This is a genomic window from Actinoplanes sichuanensis (assembly GCF_033097365.1).
GTDB lineage: Bacteria > Actinomycetota > Actinomycetes > Mycobacteriales > Micromonosporaceae > Actinoplanes > Actinoplanes sichuanensis.
The window spans coordinates 6,066,588-6,085,441 of record NZ_AP028461.1 but is presented as its reverse complement, the minus strand read 5'-3'; the positions used below and the strand labels follow the sequence as shown (position 1 = coordinate 6,085,441).

General features: G+C 70.8%; 17 protein-coding genes. 5 read left to right on the top strand and 12 right to left on the bottom strand.

What is annotated here, in order from left to right; all coding sequences use genetic code 11:
- Positions 1 to 17 precede the first annotated feature (17 nt).
- Complete coding sequence (locus Q0Z83_RS28130; RefSeq protein ID WP_317786230.1) at positions 18 to 425, top strand: VOC family protein; 408 nt, start codon at positions 18 to 20, stop codon at positions 423 to 425.
- Positions 426 to 472: 47 nt separating this feature from the next.
- Here Q0Z83_RS28130 and Q0Z83_RS28125 read toward each other — a convergent pair whose 3' ends face one another.
- Entirely contained in the window at positions 473 to 889 is a 417-nt protein-coding gene (locus Q0Z83_RS28125; protein WP_317786229.1) for a DUF4259 domain-containing protein, read from the bottom strand.
- A gap of 500 nt (positions 890 to 1,389) precedes the next feature.
- On the opposite strand from Q0Z83_RS28125, the gene Q0Z83_RS28120 reads away from it, so the two are divergent.
- The gene (locus Q0Z83_RS28120) at positions 1,390 to 2,061 is read left to right on the top strand and encodes a YceI family protein (RefSeq protein WP_317786228.1); all 672 of its coding nucleotides are present in this window, start codon (positions 1,390 to 1,392) and stop codon (positions 2,059 to 2,061) included.
- Between the two features lie 437 nt (positions 2,062 to 2,498).
- On the opposite strand, the gene recQ is transcribed toward Q0Z83_RS28120, so the two are convergent.
- From recQ to Q0Z83_RS28105, 3 genes are read right to left on the bottom strand one after another with little or no spacing between them, the layout of a single operon-like run.
- Complete coding sequence (recQ, locus tag Q0Z83_RS28115) at positions 2,499 to 4,706, bottom strand: DNA helicase RecQ (protein WP_378078518.1); 2,208 nt, start codon at positions 4,704 to 4,706, stop codon at positions 2,499 to 2,501.
- Between the two features lie 53 nt (positions 4,707 to 4,759).
- Positions 4,760 to 6,679 (bottom strand): SpoIIE family protein phosphatase, encoded by a 1,920-nt coding sequence (locus Q0Z83_RS28110; RefSeq protein ID WP_317786227.1) that lies wholly within the window; start codon positions 6,677 to 6,679, stop codon positions 4,760 to 4,762.
- Positions 6,680 to 6,720: 41 nt separating this feature from the next.
- Positions 6,721 to 7,380 carry a GTP cyclohydrolase II gene (locus tag Q0Z83_RS28105; protein ID WP_317786226.1) on the bottom strand — a complete coding sequence of 220 codons (660 nt, stop codon included), beginning with the start codon at positions 7,378 to 7,380 and terminating at the stop codon, positions 6,721 to 6,723.
- A 113-nt stretch (positions 7,381 to 7,493) separates the two neighbouring features.
- Here Q0Z83_RS28105 and Q0Z83_RS28100 point away from each other — a divergent pair, with 113 nt between their 5' ends.
- The gene (locus Q0Z83_RS28100) at positions 7,494 to 8,186 is read left to right on the top strand and encodes a RibD family protein (protein WP_317786225.1); all 693 of its coding nucleotides are present in this window, start codon (positions 7,494 to 7,496) and stop codon (positions 8,184 to 8,186) included.
- A gap of 35 nt (positions 8,187 to 8,221) precedes the next feature.
- Here the strand turns inward: Q0Z83_RS28100 and Q0Z83_RS28095 are convergent, their stop codons facing one another.
- The 5 genes from Q0Z83_RS28095 to Q0Z83_RS28075 all read right to left on the bottom strand — a co-directional run bounded on the left by Q0Z83_RS28095 (position 8,222) and on the right by Q0Z83_RS28075 (position 13,391).
- Positions 8,222 to 9,307: a lysylphosphatidylglycerol synthase transmembrane domain-containing protein gene (locus Q0Z83_RS28095; protein WP_317786224.1), complete on the bottom strand. Its 1,086-nt coding sequence runs from the start codon at positions 9,305 to 9,307 to the stop codon at positions 8,222 to 8,224.
- Between the two features lie 51 nt (positions 9,308 to 9,358).
- Complete coding sequence (locus Q0Z83_RS28090; RefSeq protein WP_378078539.1) at positions 9,359 to 10,132, bottom strand: class I SAM-dependent methyltransferase; 774 nt, start codon at positions 10,130 to 10,132, stop codon at positions 9,359 to 9,361.
- A 339-nt stretch (positions 10,133 to 10,471) separates the two neighbouring features.
- Entirely contained in the window at positions 10,472 to 11,578 is a 1,107-nt protein-coding gene (locus Q0Z83_RS28085; protein WP_378078537.1) for a glycosyltransferase family 4 protein, read from the bottom strand.
- 413 nt (positions 11,579 to 11,991) lie between these two features.
- Entirely contained in the window at positions 11,992 to 12,390 is a 399-nt protein-coding gene (locus tag Q0Z83_RS28080; RefSeq protein WP_317786222.1) for a 6-pyruvoyl trahydropterin synthase family protein, read from the bottom strand.
- Positions 12,391 to 12,446: 56 nt separating this feature from the next.
- Positions 12,447 to 13,391: a zinc-dependent alcohol dehydrogenase gene (locus Q0Z83_RS28075; protein ID WP_317786221.1), complete on the bottom strand. Its 945-nt coding sequence runs from the start codon at positions 13,389 to 13,391 to the stop codon at positions 12,447 to 12,449.
- 107 nt (positions 13,392 to 13,498) lie between these two features.
- Here Q0Z83_RS28075 and Q0Z83_RS28070 point away from each other — a divergent pair, with 107 nt between their 5' ends.
- Together Q0Z83_RS28070 and Q0Z83_RS28065 are read left to right on the top strand one after the other, a co-directional pair.
- Positions 13,499 to 14,263 carry a CDP-alcohol phosphatidyltransferase family protein gene (locus Q0Z83_RS28070; protein ID WP_317797006.1) on the top strand — a complete coding sequence of 255 codons (765 nt, stop codon included), beginning with the start codon at positions 13,499 to 13,501 and terminating at the stop codon, positions 14,261 to 14,263.
- A gap of 10 nt (positions 14,264 to 14,273) precedes the next feature.
- Positions 14,274 to 15,368, top strand: a complete 1,095-nt coding sequence (locus tag Q0Z83_RS28065; RefSeq protein ID WP_317797005.1) for a hypothetical protein — start codon at positions 14,274 to 14,276, stop codon at positions 15,366 to 15,368.
- On the opposite strand, the gene Q0Z83_RS28060 is transcribed toward Q0Z83_RS28065, so the two are convergent.
- From Q0Z83_RS28060 to Q0Z83_RS28050, 3 genes are read right to left on the bottom strand one after another with little or no spacing between them, the layout of a single operon-like run.
- A complete protein-coding gene (locus Q0Z83_RS28060; protein WP_317797004.1) occupies positions 15,331 to 15,894 on the bottom strand; it encodes a PadR family transcriptional regulator in 564 nt (187 codons plus the stop codon). The genes Q0Z83_RS28065 and Q0Z83_RS28060 overlap by 38 nt on opposite strands.
- A gap of 10 nt (positions 15,895 to 15,904) precedes the next feature.
- Positions 15,905 to 16,702, bottom strand: coding sequence for a crotonase/enoyl-CoA hydratase family protein (locus Q0Z83_RS28055; protein WP_317797003.1), 798 nt, complete (start codon positions 16,700 to 16,702; stop codon positions 15,905 to 15,907).
- An 11-nt stretch (positions 16,703 to 16,713) separates the two neighbouring features.
- Positions 16,714 to 18,789: an NADPH-dependent 2,4-dienoyl-CoA reductase gene (locus tag Q0Z83_RS28050; RefSeq protein WP_317797002.1), complete on the bottom strand. Its 2,076-nt coding sequence runs from the start codon at positions 18,787 to 18,789 to the stop codon at positions 16,714 to 16,716.
- Positions 18,790 to 18,854: the final 65 nt, after the last annotated feature.

Here is an 18,854-nt window from a genome sequence, read left to right as displayed (position 1 = left end):
GACTACGGAGCGACCCCATGACGACGTCCACGCTCAACCCGTATCTGACGTTCGACGGCAAGGCTCGTGAGGCCGTCGAGTTCTATCACTCGATCTTCGGCGGCGAGCTCAAGGTCAATACGTTCGGGGAGTTCGGCGCGCCCGACCCGGCCTCGGCCGACCTGGTCATGCACGCCCAGTTGGAGACGCCGCAGGGCTACACGCTGATGGCGTCCGACTGCCCGCCCGGTGTGGAGTACAAGCCGGGCGAAAGCATCACGGTCAGCCTGAGCGGGCCCGATGGTGACACGCTGCGCAACGCCTGGGAGAAGCTCTCGGCCGGCGGCCAGGTCCGCGTGCCCCTGGAGAAGCAGATGTGGGGTGACGAGTTCGGCCAGCTCGTCGACCGGTTCGGCATCCCATGGATGGTCAACATCACCCAGTGACGTCCGGGCCGGGGTGCGGGCGGTGGCCGCTCGCACCCCGGCTTCGGTCAGGCGGCGGCTGACTCCAGTGCCTCACGGATCGGGCGCAGCGCGGCGAGGGCCTTCGGCAGGCCGTCCTCCCACAGTTCGCTCCACTCCGAGTCGTCACCGGCGATCCGGTCCAGAGCGCGCAGCGCCAGCGCCGGCAGGTCGTCCGGCAGGTCCAGGGTCTCGCCGTCGGTCAGGAAGTCGGGGGCGTAGGCGGTGGTCAGCGGCGTGCCCGAGGGCAGCTGCGAGGCGACCACGGCGGCCGCCGCGATGGCCTGGTTCGCGACATCCGATTCGACGTACTCGCCGTTGTGCAGCACCTCGTCCAGGGTCTCCCGGATCAGGGCGGCGCGGCGGGTTGGCTCGGCGTCCTGCAGGTCACCGCTCCAGTCGGCGGCGTCGTCGTTATCGAAAGGCCCGAAGTCCCAGGTGCCCATGACAATTCCTCCGGTGGTCCTCGGTCGATTTCCGATTTGTCGGCGGTTGGTAAGTCGTGCCGCTCACCAAGTGCGTCGACGCGGTCGATTCCTGATCGGGTGACACTCGATCGGTCAGTGGTCCGTTCCGGTCAGGTGCACCGGGGAATGATCACACACCGTCCGGCCCGTTCCGGCGGCGGCGCGCGGGCTCACGCTGTGTGTCCGCGCTGGCATCGTGAACGGTGCGTGTCGCTCTTCCGACACGCTCCGGCGCCCGCGCTGGAACGCCCCGAATTGTTTCAGTGGTCGCGATTTGGCACCTCAAAATGTGCACCCTTGGTAAGGGAAGGTCCGTTCTGGGGCGACTCGATCCACTGTGGCGATGACCACGTAACGCAATCGGGGGGTTAACTGTCTGAATATTGTGGTGCTTAGAATCCTCGCGAATTCAGCATCGGGCGGGCCGGGGGGCTCGTGCGCCGCCGTGCGGCAGCGATGCTGCCGAGGGGGAGAGCTACGTGACGGTCGAACGACCGGTCCGCGACTGGAACGGCCTGGTCATACCGGATCCAGGGGTCTACACACTGGACGAGGCGCACAAACGGATCGGCTTCGTGGCGCAGCACATGATGGTCAGTCCGATTCGGGGGGAGTTCGCGCAGGGGGCGGCGACGATCGTGGTGGCCACCGATCCACTGCGGTCATCGGTGAGCGCCTCCATCCGTACCGACAGCATCAACACGCACAACCCGGAGCGGGACGCGCACCTGTCCAGCCCGGACTTCCTCGACGTCGCGCGTTATCCGACGATCGAGTACCGCAGCACCGGCATCGCCTGGGAGTCCGACAGCGACCCGATCTTCAACTGGGCGCGGCTGCGCAACAATCCGCTCGGCCGCCGGGGTACCGTCGCCGACCTGCCGCCCGCGGCCACCCGTGCCTCCGGCCGGTTCGTCATTCAGGGCTACCTGACGGTCAAGTCGGTGACCCGGCCGATCGACATGCACATGGAGTTCGGCGGGGCCCGCCGCGATCCCTACGGTCGGGAGATCTTCGGGTTCAGCGCCACCGCCGAACTCGACCGTGAGGACTTCGGCCTGCTGTGGAACGTGGCCCTGGAGTCAGGCGGCGTCCTGGTCGGCAAGAAGATCCGGATCGAACTGGCCGGCGAAGCCATCCGAAACGCCTGAAATCTACGTAGCCACGAGCGAGTCACCGCAACATTGGCGCCCGCCGCGGGGCGCGGCAAGGCGCGGCTGGGCGCGGGGGGGATGGGGCGTGACCAGGTATGGCGCGGCGGGGCGAGGCGCGGCGCGGCGGGGCGGGGCCAGGTGCGGTGGGGCGGGGCGGGGCCAGGCGCGGTGGGGCGAGGCGTGGCAGGGCCAGGTGCGCGGGGCGCGGTGGGGCGGGGCGAGGCGCGGTGGGGCCAGGTGCGCGGGGCACGGCGGGGCGTGGCGAGGCGCGGTGGGGCGGGGCGAGGCGTGGCAGGGCCAGGTGCGCGGGGCGTGGCGAGGCGTGGCAGGGCGGGGCGAAGCGAGCCGCACGGGCACCACGCATCAGCGCCGACCGACAGCGTGGTGACCAGTGACCCGTCTCAGGCCACAGGTCACCACACGACCGTGGCGGCTCAGCCCTCGTAGTACGGGTCGTAGTCCTCGTCGGGCTCCGGCGGGAGGGGCGGAAGTTCCCAGTCGTCGGGCGTCGCGGTCCGCGAATACCCGCCCCGGGACGGCCCGGACGCAGCCGGTCGGGACGCAGGCCGGGATGCGGCCGGCCCGGACGTGGACGACCGGGATGAAGGGGGAACGGCCGCCGAGGCCGGGGGAACGGCCGCCGAGGCCGGGGGACCGGCCGCCTCGGGCGGTGTCATCGGGAACAGGGAGTCCGGGGCATCGGCGGAGAACCCGGCCGCGACGGCCGGCACCCCGGGCGGCGCCGCCGACGGTGCCGGAGCGACCGGGACCGACCCCGGTGAATCCTCCCCACGGACCGTGGCCAGCACGGCGTCACCGAACTTGGTCAGCTTGCTCTGGCCGACCCCACTGACCGTGCCCAATTGCGCGAGAGTAGCCGGGGCAAGCGCCGCGATGGCCCGCAACGTGGCGTCGTGGAAGATGACGTACGCGGGAACACCCTGCTCCTTGGCGGTGGCGCCACGCCAGTTCCGCAGACGCTCGAAGAGGGCCGCCGACTCACCGGCCAGCTCGACCGGGGCCGGTTTGCCGGCGGTGGAGGACCCGGCGGACCCCGAGCTCCGCGACGAACCACGGGAGCTACGCGGAGCCTCCCGGCGCATCAGCAGTTTCCGCTCGCCGCGCAGCACCTCCCCACTCCGGGCGGTCAGCGTCAGCGTCTGATGGTTGGGCTCGACCGCGAGGAAGTCACCGGCGAGCAGCTGCCGGACCACGTTGCGCCACTCCACTTCGCTGAGGTCGCTGCCGATCCCGAAGACGGACAGTTCGTCGTGGCGGAACCGGCTCACCTTGTCGGTGCGTTTGCCGAGCAGGATGTCGATCGAGTGCTGCGACCCGAACCGCTGGTTGCGCTCCTTGTGCAGCCGGAACACGGTGGACAGCAGTTTCTGCGCGGGCACCGTCGCGTCCCACGACTCCGGCGGGGCGAGGCACGAGTCGCAGTTGCCGCAGGCGGCCGGCGCCTCCTGCCCGAAATACTGCAGGATCTGGGCCCGCCGACAGGTGACGCTCTCGCACAGGGCCAGCATGGCGTCGAGGTGGCGGGCGGCGTTACGCCGGTACGCCGCGTCGCCCTCGGAGCTGTCGATCATGCGTCGTTGCTGCATGACGTCCTGCAATCCGTACGCCAGCCAGGCCGTCGACGGCAGCCCGTCCCGCCCGGCGCGCCCGGTCTCCTGGTAATACCCCTCGAGGGATTTCGGTAGGTCGAGATGGGCCACGAACCGTACGTCAGGCTTGTCGATGCCCATGCCGAAGGCGATGGTCGCGACCATGACCAGCCCGTCCTCTCGCAGGAAGCGGGACTGGTTCAGCGAGCGGGTCCGGGCGTCGAGCCCCGCGTGGTATGGCAGAGCCGGAACCCCGTTCGACGAGAGGAACTCCGCGTGCTTCTCCACCGAGGCCCGGGACAGGCAGTAGACGATGCCGGAGTCACCGGCGTGCTCGCTGCGCAGCAGGTCGAGCAGCTGGCGGGCCGGATTGTTCTTGGCCACGATCCGATACTGGATGTTGGGCCGGTCGAAGCTGGCGGTGAAGTGCCGCGCCTCGGTCAGCTGGAGCCGGCCGGCGATCTCGTCGCGGGTGGCCGGGGTGGCGGTGGCGGTCAACGCGATCCGTGGCACGTCCGGCCAGCGCTCGTGCAGCATCGACAGGGCGAGATAGTCGGGTCGGAAGTCGTGCCCCCACTGCGAGACACAGTGCGCCTCGTCGATGGCGAACAGCGAGATCTTCCCCCGGTCGAGCAGCCGCTGGACGGCGGCCGTGCCGAGGCCTTCCGGAGCGACGTAGAGCAGGTCCAGCTCACCGGCCACGAACTCGGCCTCGACCAGGCGCCGCTCGTCGAGATCCTGCGAGGAGTTGAGGAAATTCGCCCGCACACCGAGGGTGCGCAGCGCGTCGACCTGATCCTGCATGAGCGCGATCAGCGGCGAGATCACCACCCCGGTGCCGGGGCGGACCAGCGCCGGGATCTGGTAGCACAGCGACTTGCCGCCACCGGTCGGCATCAGCACCAGCGCGTCGCCACCGGCGATCACGTGCTCGACGATGTCGCCCTGCTCCCCACGAAACGATGGGTAGCCGAACACACGGTTGAGAGCGTCGGTGGCACTGGACACGGAGAGCAGAGGGGCCTCAGTCACCCCGCGAAGTCTAGAGAGCCGAACGGACGACCGCCGTACGCCCTGTGGATGAACTAAAAGCCTGTGGACGGCGCGAGTCCGACCAGCTCAAGGATGCGCCGAGCGGGGCAGCCGGGCGTGGCGACGAGGGTCAGCGGCGCCTTCTCGGCCAGGTGCTGGGCGGCCACCTCGTGCAGCATCGACACCCCGGCACTGGCCAGTAGGCTGACCCCGGACAGGTCGACGGTCATCGGCACGGTCCCGCCCCGGCTGCGGCGGAACAGCTCCGCCCGTACCTCGAAGGTGGTTGAAGCGTCGATCGGACCGTCGATCCGGACCCGCGCCTCGTCGCCGCCGGGAAGTTCGGTGATCGCGAGGGAGGTCGCGGCGACAGCCCGGTCGAACGACGGGTCGAAACCGGTCATCAGCCGGGCCGGGCGCAGCAGCGGATGCCGCACGGTGGCGACCGTCCCGTCCACGCCCGGGTCCACTCGCAGGCTCTGCACCAGCTGCGCGGTCAGCGCCAGGCCACGTCCGCGGGTCGGCTGCCGCTCCGGCGCCCGCCACCCACCGTGATCAGTGACGGTCGCCTCGACCAGCCCTGAGGTCAGCAGCCGGGCGTTGATCTCGACGACGTCCCCGCCGACCGCGTGTTCGATCGCGTTGGTGGCCAGCTCACCGAGCGCGTGTTGGAGCACGAAGACGTCCTCGTCGGCGGCACCCACGGCGGCCAGCCAGGCGGCGATGTTCCGGCGTGAGCCTCCGAGGGACTCCGGCTGCGCCGGCAGATCAAGGGCCAGCGGCGGTACGGGGGGAACGCGCTGAGCCGCCAGCAGGGTGATGTCGTCGGTGTGCCCACCGGACCGGACGAGCAGTTCGAGCGTCTGGGTGCAGACCCGTTCCGCCGCGGTGGCCGACGGATCGTGCAGGGCCCGCCCGGCCGCGGCGTCGGTCGCCACGTGGGCGAGCTCACCGTCGGGGTCGGCGGCGGCGCCCGGTCGTTCGAGGACCCCGTCGGTGTAGAGCAGCAGGATCTCCCCGGGGCCGAGCCGGTCGCCGCGGATCGGGAAGGATCCGCCGGTGCCGAGCGGGGTGCCCCGGGTGCCGGTCAGGTAGCGGGCCGGTCCACCGGCCGGGATGACGAGCGGCGCCGGATGCCCGGCCGTGCAGTACGACAGCTCCCCGCTGCCCGGGTCGAGGACGACCAGGCTGACCGTGGCCGCGTACGCCGCACGCACCCGCCCGGCCAGCCGGTCGGCCGCCGAGAGCGCCTCGGTGATGCTCGCCCCGGCGTCGAGCCGTTCCTGCAGGACCGCCCGCAGCTGACCCATCACCCCGGACGCGGTCACCCCGTGCCCGACGACGTCCCCGGCCACCAGCGCGATCCGGCCGTCCGGTGTGGTGACCGCGTCGAACCAGTCGCCACCGGCCCGCGTGTCGGCGTCGGCGAGCAGATAGGCGGCCGCCACCTGAAGTCCGGGCAGCACCGGGAGGCCGGCCGGCAGCAACTCCCGCTGGAGCGCGTCGATCACGTCCCGGGTCTGCTCGTACCGGCGGCGTTGCCGGTCCGCCTCGGCCTCGGCGGCCTGCCGTTCCCGGGCGAGTTCGGTCACGTCGAACGCGGCCCCGATCACTCCGCGCATGGCGCCGTCCGCGTACCGCCACGGGACCAGCGCGAACGTCGCGAACATCTCACCGACCGAGCCGTCCGGCTGGTCCAGGTGGACCCGCCACTGCCTGCCGCTGATCGCCTGCCCGGTCCGGTAGACCTGGTAGAACGCGTCGAGGAACTGCTGCCCGGACAGGTCGCTGAGCACCTCGCGGATGGTCCGGCCGACCACTCTCCGTCCGGGCAGGACGGCCCGGGTCGCCGCGTTGCTGCCGACCACCAGCAGGTCCGGCCCTTCGGACACGATGACGATGAACGGCAGCTGATCGACGGCGGCGATCATCGCACCGAGATCGCCCGCCTCCGGAATGTCCAAGCCCGTCACCCTGCCATCGTGCCGGACCTACGGACCGATGGCGCCGAACGTCACTCGGCCAGGGGCAGATCGATGGTGTGAGCGGTGTGCGACGCCTTCACCGACAGGTAGCGGACGTTCGCCGCCGACAGGTGCACCCCGGTCGGGATCCGCTGGGTCACGTCGATGCCCAGGTCGGCGAGCTGACCGGCCTTGTCCGGGTTGTTGGAGAGCAGCCGGATCCGGGTCGCACCCAGTCCGAGCAGCATCTGCGCGGCCGCCGTGTAGTCCCGTTCGTCCTCGCCCCGGCCCAGCGCCACGTTCGCCTGATAGGTGTCGAGGCCGTCGTCCTGCAGCGCGTAGGCGTCGAGTTTCGCGTACAGGCCGATGCCCCGCCCCTCCTGCCGCAGGTAGAGCAGGAACCCGCCCTGCTCGGCGATCCGTTCCACCGCCTCGCGCAACTGCGGCCCGCAGTCGCAGCGCTGGCTGCCGAACACGTCGCCGGTCAGGCACTCGCTGTGCGGCCGGACCAGTGGGGCCCGCCCGCCGGCCGCGGACTTGGTCAGGGCCCGTTGCCAGTCACCGAGGCCGAGCGCGAGATGCTCCTTGCCGTCGGCCAGGCCGTCGAAGGTCATCACCCGCGCCGTGGTGGCGTATCCGTCGGGGAACCGCAACGGCACGGTCACCTGCCGCCGGACGCTGGCCTTGGTAACGGTCGTGGCTTCGAACATCGGTCCTCCTCGTGTGGTTCCCGCCGAACTCGGCACACCGTTGATCCTCTGCCCAGAGTCCGGCCTCCGCACACGGGGATTATGGTGAGGGCCGATACCTGGAGGCGTCATCGGTGGCTGAGCGTCCTTACACCTTGCTGAGTTGTGGCATGTCCATCGACGGCTATCTCGACGACGCGACGGACGAGCGGCTGCTGCTGTCCAACGACGCCGACTTCGACCGGGTCGACGCGGAGCGCGCCGGGTGTGACGCGATCCTGGTCGGCGCCGGGACGATCCGCCAGGACAATCCGCGTCTGCTGGTCCGGTCCGCGGCCCGCCGTGCCGACCGGGTGGCCCGCGGCGAGGCTCCCGATCCGGTGAAGGTCACCGTCACCGGCAGCTGCGATCTCGATCCGGAGGCGTCGTTCTTCACCACCGGCGCCGCCGACAAACTGGTCTACTGTGCGTCGTCGTCCGTGGACGAGGCGCGCAAACTGCTCGGCGACCGCGCCACGGTGATCGCCGGTGGCGACCCGGTGGACGTCCGGGTGGTCGCCGCCGACCTCGGTGCCCGCGGGATCCGCCGGCTGATGGTCGAGGGCGGCGGCCACATGCACACCCAGTTCCTCACCGCCGGGCTCGCCGACGAGTTGCAGCTGGTGGTGGCCCCGTTCTTCGTCGGTGACTCGCGGGCCCCACGGTTCGTCCACGACGGTGCGTTCCCCTGGGGTCCGGACAACCGGGCGACGCTCGCCGAGGTCCGCCGGATCGGCGACGTCGTGCTGCTGCGGTACGCGCTTTCCGAGCGGTTCGGGCACGGCTGAGCCGACGGCCCACCCCGAGACTCCTGGCGCGTCGGTCAAGCCGCGACACCACCGGAGTAGGCGGGCTGCCGTGTGCCCACACGTACCATCGCGGGGATCTTGCGGGTGACCGGAAGTGGCACGACCACCGGGGCCGCCGCCATCGCCGGCGCCGGCCGTTGCGAAGGCTGCGGAGCGGCCTGCTCCGAGCGGCGCGCCAGCAGCCGCACCACCAGCACCGCCGCACCGGGCGCAGCCGCCACGAAGGCCAGGATGCCGTAGGCCACCGCGATCGTCAGACCCTGCGCCGCGCTCAGGCCGGCCGCGCCGAACGCCCAGGCCATCACCCCTTCACGGGGGCCCCAGCCGCCGATGTTGATCGGCAGGCCCATCGCGATCAGCGCGAGCAGCAGCAGCGGCGCCAGCTCCAGCAGCGACGCGGCACTGCCCGCGGCCCGCGCCGCGACCATGAACGTCGCCAGATGCCCGGCCAGCACCGCCGCCGACGCGACCAGCACGCCGGGACCGTTACGCCGCGACAGCAGACCCGCGCGGATCTCACTCATCCCGGTCCGGGCCACCCCGGCGGCCTTCGAGCGCCCGGCCCGCAGCCGGCGAAGACCGAGAACGATCAGAGCGGCGGCCAGCGCGGCGGCACCGGCGGCAGCGGCCACCAGCGGTCCGTGCGCGGCCAGCAGATCAAAGACCGGCGACGGTACGGAGACCAGCACCGCCACACCCACCAGAAGGAGCACGATCTGTCCCGCGGTCCGCTCCAGGACCACCGCGCGGACGCCGCGGCCCAGGTCGCCCTCGTCCTTACCGTGCCGCACCGCCCGGCCGACGTCGCCGAGGATCCCGCCCGGCAGCGCGGCGTTCAGGAACAGCGCCTGGTAGTAGTCGGCGGTCGCGTCCTTCAGCGTCAGCCGCATCCCGAGGCCGCGGGCCACCAGGCACCACCGCCACGCGCTGAGCAGCGTGGTGGCGGCGCCGATCCCCAGCGCCGCCAGCAGCGTGCCCGCGTCGAGAACCCGCAGCCCGTCCAGGAACGCGCCGGTCCCGAGCCGCCACATCACCAGAGCCAGAATGCCGGCGCCACCCATCAGGCGCAGCCAGGCCCAGATCGATCGGTTCACGTCCATCGTCCCCTCGTAGCTTCCGAGGACTAGTACGCCCGGTCGGCGGCCCAGGGTTCACTCGAAGATCGCTAAAACATCCTTGTGACCCACGGAAGCATGCGGAAGTGCCGCCAGACGGCGTTCCAGATAGTCCCCGACGGGCAGGTCAGGGCGTTCCTCGGCGGCCGCGCCGACCCAGCCGCGCAGCCATTCGGCGGTCAGTGCGGGCATCGCCGGGCCCAGCCGCCACGGGCTCGGCCGGACCGTGACCGATGCTCCCACCTTGGCGAACGCCTCCGCAGACACCTCCGGGGCGTCGGGTCCGAGCAGCCGTCGGCCGTCGACCATCCGCCGCTGGTGCGCGTTGAACGCCGCCTCGATCTCGGCGTCCAGCGGATCGTGCGGGGCCAGTTGCACCTCGCCGGTCACCGAAAGGGTGAACAGCACCGACACCCGCGCCTCGGCGCACACCCCGGCCAGTCGTTCCACCTCCGCCACGGTGAGCAGGTCGAGCAGCGCCGAACAGGTCACCAGATCGGTGCCGGCCAGGTCCGCCGCCGTGAGATCGGCGACGTCCAGGCGCTGTGTGCTGACCGTCACCCCGTCCGGCATGCCCGCGGCGGCCCGCACCAGCAGCGCCGGATCCCGGTCCGTCATGATCCAGTGCTGTCCGTCGCCCAGCCGCGGTGACAGCCAGCGGCCCAGCGAACCGGTGCCGCAGCCCAGGTCACGTACCGTCCGGACCTCGCCCGGAAGCAGGTCCAGCAGGTCGAGCGCGCGTGCGGCGGCGTCGGCCGGTTCCCGCAGCGACAGCCAGGCCGCGCTGAACTCGCCGCTGTCGTCGCTGATGGTCGCCCCTTCGGCGCCGCTCGCCTCGGTGTGGCCGTCCGGCACGGTCTCGCTGAACGTCCCGACCCGCGGACCGGCGCCGGGCAGCGGCCCACCCAGCCGTCCCGTGCCGGTCACCAGCGGTGTCCCGGATTCGATCTTGCCGTGCACCTCGGTCATGTGTGCCTCCTCGGCATCGTCGTTCGCACCGGCGTCGTCCTTCTCGTCAGCCGCGTGATCCGCCGCCATCGGGCCTTCGCGCCGACGTCTCCCGGCGGCGTCCTTCTTCTCGTCAGGTTCGTCTTTCTGGCGCGTCGTCTTCTGGCGCATCGCCTTCTCGCGCATCGTCTTCTTACCGGGTCAGATGTCGGTCAGCACCCGGGCCAGGTGGCGGGCGGTCTCGTCCCAGCCGGTAAGCGTGTCGCGCCGGGCCCGGGCGTGTGTGCGCCACTGTTCCCGCAGCTCGGCGTCGGTGAGCCAGTCGCGCAAGGCGGCGGCCAGGGCGTTTCGGTCGTTCGGCGGGATCAGCCGGCCCGGGATCCCTCCGCCGGGCGCGGTGCCGAGCGCCTCCGGCACCCCACCCACCTCCGCGGCCACCACCGGCAGGCCGCGGGCCAGGGCCTCCGTCACCACCATGCCGTACGTCTCGGCCCGCGACGGCAACACGAACAGATCAGCATTCGCGTACGCCTCGTCAAGCGCCCGCCTGGTCAGTGCACCGACGAAGCGGACGGCGTGTTCGTCCGATCCCGCAGCCGGGCGGGTCGCCCAGGCCGAAGCGAGTGGATCCGGGCCGGTCGGGGCGAGTGGAACCGGGCGGGTCGTCCGGGGCGGGGCGGGCCGGGTCGTTCGGCTGGGGGCGACTGGATCCGGGCTGGTCGCCCAGGCCGGGGCCAGTGGCCCGCCGGTGTCGAGCGTCAGGGTCGCCGGGGGTGGAACGTCGAGGGCGGGTACCCGGCCGGCGCCCGCGACGGTGCAGGTCCAGGGCTGGTCCGTCAGTTCCTGCAGGGCGGCCAGCAGCAGGTCCTGGCCCTTGCGTGGGGTCAGCGAGGCGACGTTGAGTAGACGGTGGCCGGTCGGGGACGGCTCGGCGAGCGGGGCCCGGTCCACACCGGGGGCGATCGCGTGAACGCCGGTGAGCCCGTGCAACTCCTCGACTCGGCGGGCGGCCGGGACGCTGGTGGCGATGACCGCGGCGGCCAGGCGCAGGGTCCGGGACTCCAGCGCGCGTAGTTCGGCGGCGTCCTGGTCGGTGAGGCCGGTCTCGTCGCCGAGCGGCAGGTGTACGAGGACGGCCAGGCGCAAGCGGGTGGCGTGCGGTTGCAGCAGGTCGGGCACACCGCAGGCGATCAACCCGTCGAGCAGCACCAGCGTCTCGTCGGGGAGGTCGTCGAGCAGCGCGGCCAGGGCTTGCCGGTCCGGTTCGGCGGGGCGCGGCCAGCTACCGCCGAACAGATGTTCATGCACCTCGAACGCCGGCCGAGGCACAGGGCCGGCAGCCTCGGGACCATCCCCATCTTCCGGTGCACCCTCCCGCCTCTTGCGTGCGACGGGGAGGAGTGGCCGTATCCCCGCGGGGTTTTCCGGAGAAGGACCACCGGAGACCTCTAGCGGAGGGAGGTCTTGAGAAGGACCACCGGAAACCTCTAGCGGAGGGAGGTCTTGAGCGGGACCACCGGAGACCTCTAGCGCGGGGAGGCCATGAGAGGAACCACCGGAGACCTCTAGGGGGGAAAGGCCTTGAGAGCGACCGCCCGGTACCTCTAGCGGGAGAGAGGTACCCGGTAGGCGCCGAAGGACCTCTCGGTCGTAGCGATTGCCGCCGCTCGGTGCTGCCGGATCGTCGATCGACGCCGGCAGCACCGCGTGAAGCGGGAGGGTCACAGGTCTCGCTCGTAGGTAGCCCAGGCGATGTGCGACTCGTGCAGGGTCACCGAGATGCCGGTCAGGCCGGCGGCACCGGGGCCGAGTTCGCCCGCCTGCGCCCGGACGGCGAGACGGTCGGCGATGACCTTGGCCAGGAACTCGGTGGACGTGTTGACGCCGGTGAACTCCGGGTCGTCGTCGAGGTTGCGGTAGGAGAGCCCGGAGCAGATGTTGTGCAGCTGCTCGCTCGCCCGGCCGATGTCGACCACGATGTTGTCGTCGTCCAGCTCGGGGCGGCGGAACGTCGCATCCACCACGAAGGTGGCGCCGTGCAGGCGCTGCGCCGGTCCGAAGACCTCGCCGCTGAAGCTGTGCGCGATCATGATGTGGTCGCGGACGGTGACGCTGAACAAGGGCTACTCCTCAGGTGTGGTTCGGTGCGGTATTACGGGTACCCGATCCGGAAAGATCAAATCGGGTGGTCGATGACGTGGCAGAGCGCCTTGAGTGTGCCGTCGGCCAGTTCCGGGAGCACCCGGGGGAGATCGTCGAAGTCGCTGTGCCCGGTGATCAACGCGTCGAACCGCGGATCCTTGAGTAGTTCCAGCGCTACCTGGAACCGCTCCGCGTAACCCCTATTCCGGCCAGGGGTGATACCGCCGACCTGGCTGCTGCGGATGGTCAGGCGGCGGCTATGGAAGTTCTCCCCAAGGGGTACGGAGATTCGGCGGTCCCCGAACCAGCTCAGTTCCACGAGGGTGCCCTCGGCGCGGAGCAGTTCCAGGCCCTTTTCGAGGCCCGCTTCGGTGGCGCTGGCGTGGATGACCAGGTCGCGGCCGTCACGAGCGGCATCCGGTGCGGCGAATCGGATGTTCAGCGATTCAGCCAGACTCTCCCGGCCGGGGTCGATGTCGATCAGCTCGACATCCGTCGCGGGGAGGCCGGACAGGACCGCCGCCACCGACGCGCCGACCATACCGCCGCCGATCACCGTGATCCGGTCGCCGATCTGCGGTGCCGCGTCCCACACCGCGTTCACCGCGGTCTCCACCGTCCCGGCCAGCACGGCCCGGGCGGCCGGCACGTCGTCCGGGATCACCGTGACCGCGTCGGCGGGCACCTTGTACCGGGTCTGGTGCGGGTACAGGCAGAAGACCGTCTTCCCGACCAGCTCCGGGACACCCGCCTCGACCACGCCCACATTGAGGTAGCCGTACTTCACCGGGGCCGGGAAGTCGCCGTCCTGGAACGGTGCGCGCATGGCCGCCCACTGGCTCTCCGGCACCCGCCCCTGGAACACCAGCGTCTCGGTGCCGCGGCTCACTCCGGAGTGCAGTGTGCGCACCACCACGTCACCCGGTCCGGGATCCGGCACCCGCTCGGGGCGTATCTCCCCGGTTCCGGGGCAAGTCATCCAGAAAGCACGCGCCTGCAAAGCGGTTCCTTTCGACACTGAACCAAAACTCCCCGTAGAGCGTGTTGATCGGGGACAGCGGCTAAACCCTACGTCCAGGAGGAACGGTGACCATCAGTACCGCCACGACCACGACGAGTCCGTTCCGGGCTCCGCTGGCCGGGTTCGCCGCCCAGCTCCTCCTGCTCGCCGTGCTTCTCGCGACCGTGGGGATCGGCACGTGGGGTCTGGTCGCCGGGGTCGTCTACGGAGTCGTCCTGTGCGGTCTGCTCGGCTACGCGTTACAGCGTGCCGGGATGACCCGGCTCGGATGGGCGAATTCGGTCACGTTCGCCCGGGCGATCCTCACCGGCGGGGTCACCGCCATGGTCTTCACGCCGGGTGCCCCGGCCGCTCTGCTGGTCACCGTCGCCGCGGTCGCCCTGGCCATGGACGGGGTCGACGGCCAGGTGGCCCGCCGCACCGGCACCACCACCACGCTGGGCGCGCGTTTCGACATGGAGGTCGACGCGTTCCTGATCCTGGTGCTGAGCGTCTTCACCGCCGCCGAGTACGGCTGGTGGGCCCTCGCGATCGGCGCTTTCCGCTACGTGTTCGTCGCGGCGTCGTGGGCGATGCCCTGGTTGAACGCCCCGCTGCCGCCGCGGTTCGGCCGCAAGGTGGTCGCCGCCCAGCAGGGTGTGATGCTCGCCGTCGTCGCCAGCGGCCTGCTCCCGACGTGGCTGGCGGTGTTCGCCCTGGCCGTCGCGCTGGGCTCGCTGACCTGGTCGTTCGGCCGTGACATCGCCTGGCTCTACCAGGCGTCCCGGATCCGCGAGGCGGCCCGCAGCCGCTGGTCCACCCCGCACCGGGAGCATGCTCTGGTCGGCTAGATTCGCCGAGGTGGATCGACGTGAGTTCGGTGAGCGCCTCGCCGAGGTGATCGAGGAGGCCCGGCGGCGCACCGCTCCGCAGATCATCGAGGACCTGCCCGAGCCGGTCACCCTGCGGGTCTGGCTGAATCATTCGTATGGCGCGCCCGAGCCGGCCCGCCACGAGATCAACCGCACCCCGGCCGAGGCGGCTGACCTGCTCTGGCGGGACGGACTCGTCCCGCGATGGGTGAATGTCGGCGTCGCCGGTGAGACCGGCACCGTCACGTTCATCGACCTGGTCTGTTCCGGTGATCTCCGTCCGGCCGATCGCGACCCGTTTCACGTGGTCGGCCCGCCTCTGCCGCCGTCGGGGGAGCGGCCCTTCAGCATCCATCACACCTTCGAGGTGCACGACGCCACCGATGCGCGGCGGCTGACCGAGGTCGCCGACCGGGTGCGGTTCCTGGACATCTTCACCGATCTGCCGGTCGAGATCCCCGCCGGCGTGACGGTCCTGAACGGGTGGCGGGGCTCGCTGGGCGCCTGCACCGGGCCGCATCACCTGGAGCTCGTGGCCGGATCCGGTTTCGCCGTCGCGGCGGACGAACTGCTGCCGGTGGCCGACTCGCTCCACCTCGTGAACCTGCCGGACCGGCCGTGGGGGATGGCCACGCTGCGCACGGCTACGCCGAACCTGACATCGCTCACCCTCACCGCGCCGGGCGGCCTCTGGGTGGAGGGACCGCTGCCCGCCGGGATCCGCAGGCTGACCCTTGCCGGTGATCATCTGGTCGGCACGATCTCGCTGCCGGCCGGGCTGGAATTCCTACGGCTGGAGTTCAACGAGATCGATCTCGCGCAGATCCAGGGCGATCAGCCGATCAGGTCGGTCACCCTGCGGCGAAGCCCGATCACCGAGGAGCAGGCCGTCACCGTGGTGACCCGGTGGCAGCCGGACGGGTTGGACCTGGTCGACTGCGGGCTCGACGAGGCGCTGATCCGGATCGCGATGCTTCGACCCGGCATGGGCCTGATGCCGGGCCGCCTCTACGGGCCGCAGCCCTGGTCCGAGTACGACGAATACGTCATCCGGCTGCCGGAAAGCGACGAGCCAGAACCGTGAGGGCCAGCCGGCCCCAGGTCAGGTTCTCGCGCTCGAAGATGATGCCCCGCTGCAACGTCAGGTAGGGGCCGATCCGGTTGCCGGTGGCCAGGAACTCGTCCTCGCTCCGGCCGCCGAGGATCTCGGCCAGGCGCTGCTCGTAGGAGTCGAGACGGCGGGCGCTCGACTCCAGACGCGACTCGATCGACGACCGGACGCTCGCCACGTCGGCGTGTGCAAGCGCCTCGATCTGCACGAGCAGTTCGTCCCGTACCGTCGTCGGCTTTGGATCCTGCCTGGTGAAGGCCGTCAAGGCCGCCCGTCCCGCCTCGGTGACCGAGAAGAGCCGTTTGTCCGGCCGTTTCTCCTGGGCCACCACCCGGGCGACGAGCAGCCCGTCCGTCTCCATCTTGTCCAGCTCGCGGTAGAGCTGCTGCGATGTGGCGGTCCAGAAGTTCGCGACGGACACGTGGAACTGCTTGGCGAGCTCGTAACCGGACGCCTCCCGGTTGATCAGGGCGGCCAGAACGGCGTTGCGTAACGACACGGGACCCAGGTTACGAGCCGCGCGGACGGAACTCGGGAGCCGTCTTCGTCATCGCGGCCTTCTGCAGGATCTTGGTGTTCCGGCGCAGGAGCAGCAGACGTAGCTGTTCCCGGCGTTCGCGGGCGAACGTGCGTCGGGCGCTGGACGTGACCGCGCCGTCGAACAGCCTCTTCGCGGCGGCCACCGCGTCCGGGGAGCGGGTCGCGAGCCGCTGGGCGAAACCGGTCGCCGCCTCGATCGGGTCGTCGTGCACCTCGGAGACCAGGCCGAGCCGGGCGGCCTCGGTGCCGTCGATCTGCTCGGCGGTCATGGTGAGCCGCTTCGCCACATCGAGACCGACCACCTCGGTGAGGCTGCGCACCCCGGTCATGTCCGGGATGATGCCCCACTTGCCCTCCAGCACCGACCACTTGGAGTCGGCGGTGGCGAACCGGAAGTCGGCCGACAGTGCGATCTGCAGGCCACCGCCGTAGCAGTGCCCGTGCACGGCGGCGATCACCGGCACCGGCACCCGCCGCCACGCCCAGCACGCCTCCTGGAACAGGTTGGTGCCCCGCCACGGCGCCGGGATGAACGCGCCGACGATCTTTCGCGGGTTCTTCATCGTGCCCGGGATGTCCAGGCCGGAGCAGAACGACGGCCCGTCCCCGGCGATCACCACGGCCCGGATGGACCGGTCGCGGCGCAGTGTGCGGGCCGTGGCGACCAGTTCGGTGAGGGTGTCGAGGGTGAGCGCGTTCAGCTTCTCCGGGCGGGCCAGGCGCACCTGCGCGATCCCGTTCTCGATCCGCGTGGTCACAAGAGGCATGGGAGGCTTCCTTACAGCTTGGCGGCGAGTTCGGTCGCCTGTTTGATGGCTCGTTTCGCGTCGAGTTCGGCGGCCACGTCCGCACCGCCGATCACGTGCACATCCACACCCTGCGCGGTCAGGGGCACCACCAGGTCGTTCACCGACTCCTGGCCGGCGCAGACGACGACCGTGCCGACGGCCAGGACGCGCGCCTCGCGGGGTGACTTCGGGTCCTTCGGGTTCACCGGCACGGTGATGTGCAGGCCCTCGTCGTCGACCCGGACATACTCCACCCCGCCCAGCATGGTCACGCCGGAATCCTGGAGTGTCGCCCGGTGCACCCAGCCGGTCGTCTTGCCGAGCCCCTTGCCGAGGGTGCTCGCCTTGCGTTGCAGCAGGTGCACCTCGCGGCGCGGCGGTGCCTTCACCTTCGTCGACAGGCCGCCGCGCTGCTGATCGGGGTCGGTCACACCCCAGCGTCGCATCCAGTGTTCGGCGGACTCGCCCGGCTCGTGCAGCAGGAACTCGGCCACGTCGAAGCCGATGCCGCCCGCACCGATCACCGCCACGGTGCCCTTCACCTCGACGCCGTCGCCCACCACCTGCTGGTAGGTGACCACGCTCGGATGATCGATGCCCGGAATCGGCGGAACTCGGGGGACCACCCCGGTCGCCACGATCACGTGGTCGAAATCGGCCAGATCGTCGGCTGTCGCGCGCTTGCCGAGGTGCAGCGTGACACCCCGCGTCTCGATCATGTGCTGGTAGTAGGCCAGCGTGTGCGCGAAATCCTCCTTGCCGGGGATCCGCGCCGCCAGTTTGAACTGCCCGCCGATCCGGTCGGCGGCCTCGAACAACTCCACCCGATGACCGCGGCCGGCCAGCTCCACGGCCGCCGCGAGGCCGGCCGGGCCCGCCCCGACGACGGCGATGCTCTTCCTGGTACGGGTGGGCAGAAGAACAAGTTCGGTCTCGTACGCCGCCCGCGGGTTCAGCATGCAGGTGGCGCGCTTGTTGCTGAACGTATGGTCCAGGCAGGCCTGATTGCACGCGATACACGTGATGATCTCGGCGTCCCGGCCGCTCGCCGCCTTGTTCACGAACTCGGCGTCGGCCAGCAGCGGGCGGGCCATCGAGACCAGGTCGGCGTCGCCCGCGGCCAGGATCTCCTCGGCGATCTCCGGCCGGTTGATCCGGTTCGACGCGATCACCGGCACGTCCACCTCGCGGCGCAGCTTGCCGGTCACCCACGCGAACGCGGCCGGCGGCACCGACGTCACGATCGTCGGCACCCGCGCCTCGTGCCAGCCGATGCCGGTGTTCAGGATCGACACGCCGCGGTCCTGCAGGCCGCGCGCCAGCTCGACGGTCTCCTCCCAGGACTGGGCGTCGTCGACGAGATCCAGCAGGCTGATCCGGTACTGCACGATGAAGTCGTCGCCGGCCAGGTCCCGGGTCCGCTTCATGATCTCCAGCGGGAAACGCATCCGCTTCGCGGCGGATCCACCCCAGGCATCGGTACGGGTGTTCGTGCGCGCCGCCAGGAACTGGTTGATCAGGTAGCCCTCGGAGCCCATGATCTCCACGCCGTCGTAGCCGGCCCGTTTGGCCAGCGCCGCCGCCCGCGCGAACGACGTCGCCGTCCGGTCCACCTCACGGGTGCTCATCGCCCGCGGCTTGAACGGGGTGATCGGCGACTTGCGCCCGGACGCCCCCTTGCTGAACGGGTGGTAGGCGTACCGCCCCGCGTGCAAAACCTGCAACAGGATCTTGCCGTCGTGCTCGTGCACCGCGTCGGTGACCACCCGGTGCGCCCTGGCCTGTCCGGTGGTGGTCATCTGACTGCCGAACGGAAGCAGCCACCCCCGCCACGTCGGCGCATAACCACCGGTGACGATCAGTGCGGTGCCACCCTTGGCCCGCTCGGCGAAGAAGGCCGCGAGCTTCGGCAGGTCCCGCTTCCGGTCCTCGAGCTTGGTGTGCATCGACCCCATGACGACGCGGTTGCGCAGCGTCGTGTGCCCGAGATCAAGCGGACTGAGCAATGTCGGGAACGCACCGGCCATGTCGTCTGCCTCCTCGCAGCCACCATTCCGCCGCAGCATAGACAACAAATCACCTATTCAACAAGTTGCCTATCGGAGGCGCGGCGGGTTGACGCGAGGTTTAC

Excerpts from the sequence above, each read along its gene's own strand:
- Q0Z83_RS28105 (WP_317786226.1), bottom strand. The coding sequence starts at position 7,380 with ATGTTCGAAGCCACGACCGTTACCAAGGCCAGCGTCCGGCGGCAGGTG.
- Q0Z83_RS28050 (WP_317797002.1), bottom strand. The coding sequence starts at position 18,789 with ATGCTGCGGCGGAATGGTGGCTGCGAGGAGGCAGACGACATGGCCGGT.
- Q0Z83_RS28095 (WP_317786224.1), bottom strand. The coding sequence starts at position 9,307 with ATGGACGTGAACCGATCGATCTGGGCCTGGCTGCGCCTGATGGGTGGC.
- Q0Z83_RS28055 (WP_317797003.1), bottom strand. The coding sequence starts at position 16,702 with ATGCCTCTTGTGACCACGCGGATCGAGAACGGGATCGCGCAGGTGCGC.
- Q0Z83_RS28075 (WP_317786221.1), bottom strand. The coding sequence starts at position 13,391 with ATGACTTGCCCCGGAACCGGGGAGATACGCCCCGAGCGGGTGCCGGAT.
- Q0Z83_RS28130 (WP_317786230.1), top strand. The coding sequence starts at position 18 with ATGACGACGTCCACGCTCAACCCGTATCTGACGTTCGACGGCAAGGCT.
- Q0Z83_RS28125 (WP_317786229.1), bottom strand. The coding sequence starts at position 889 with ATGGGCACCTGGGACTTCGGGCCTTTCGATAACGACGACGCCGCCGAC.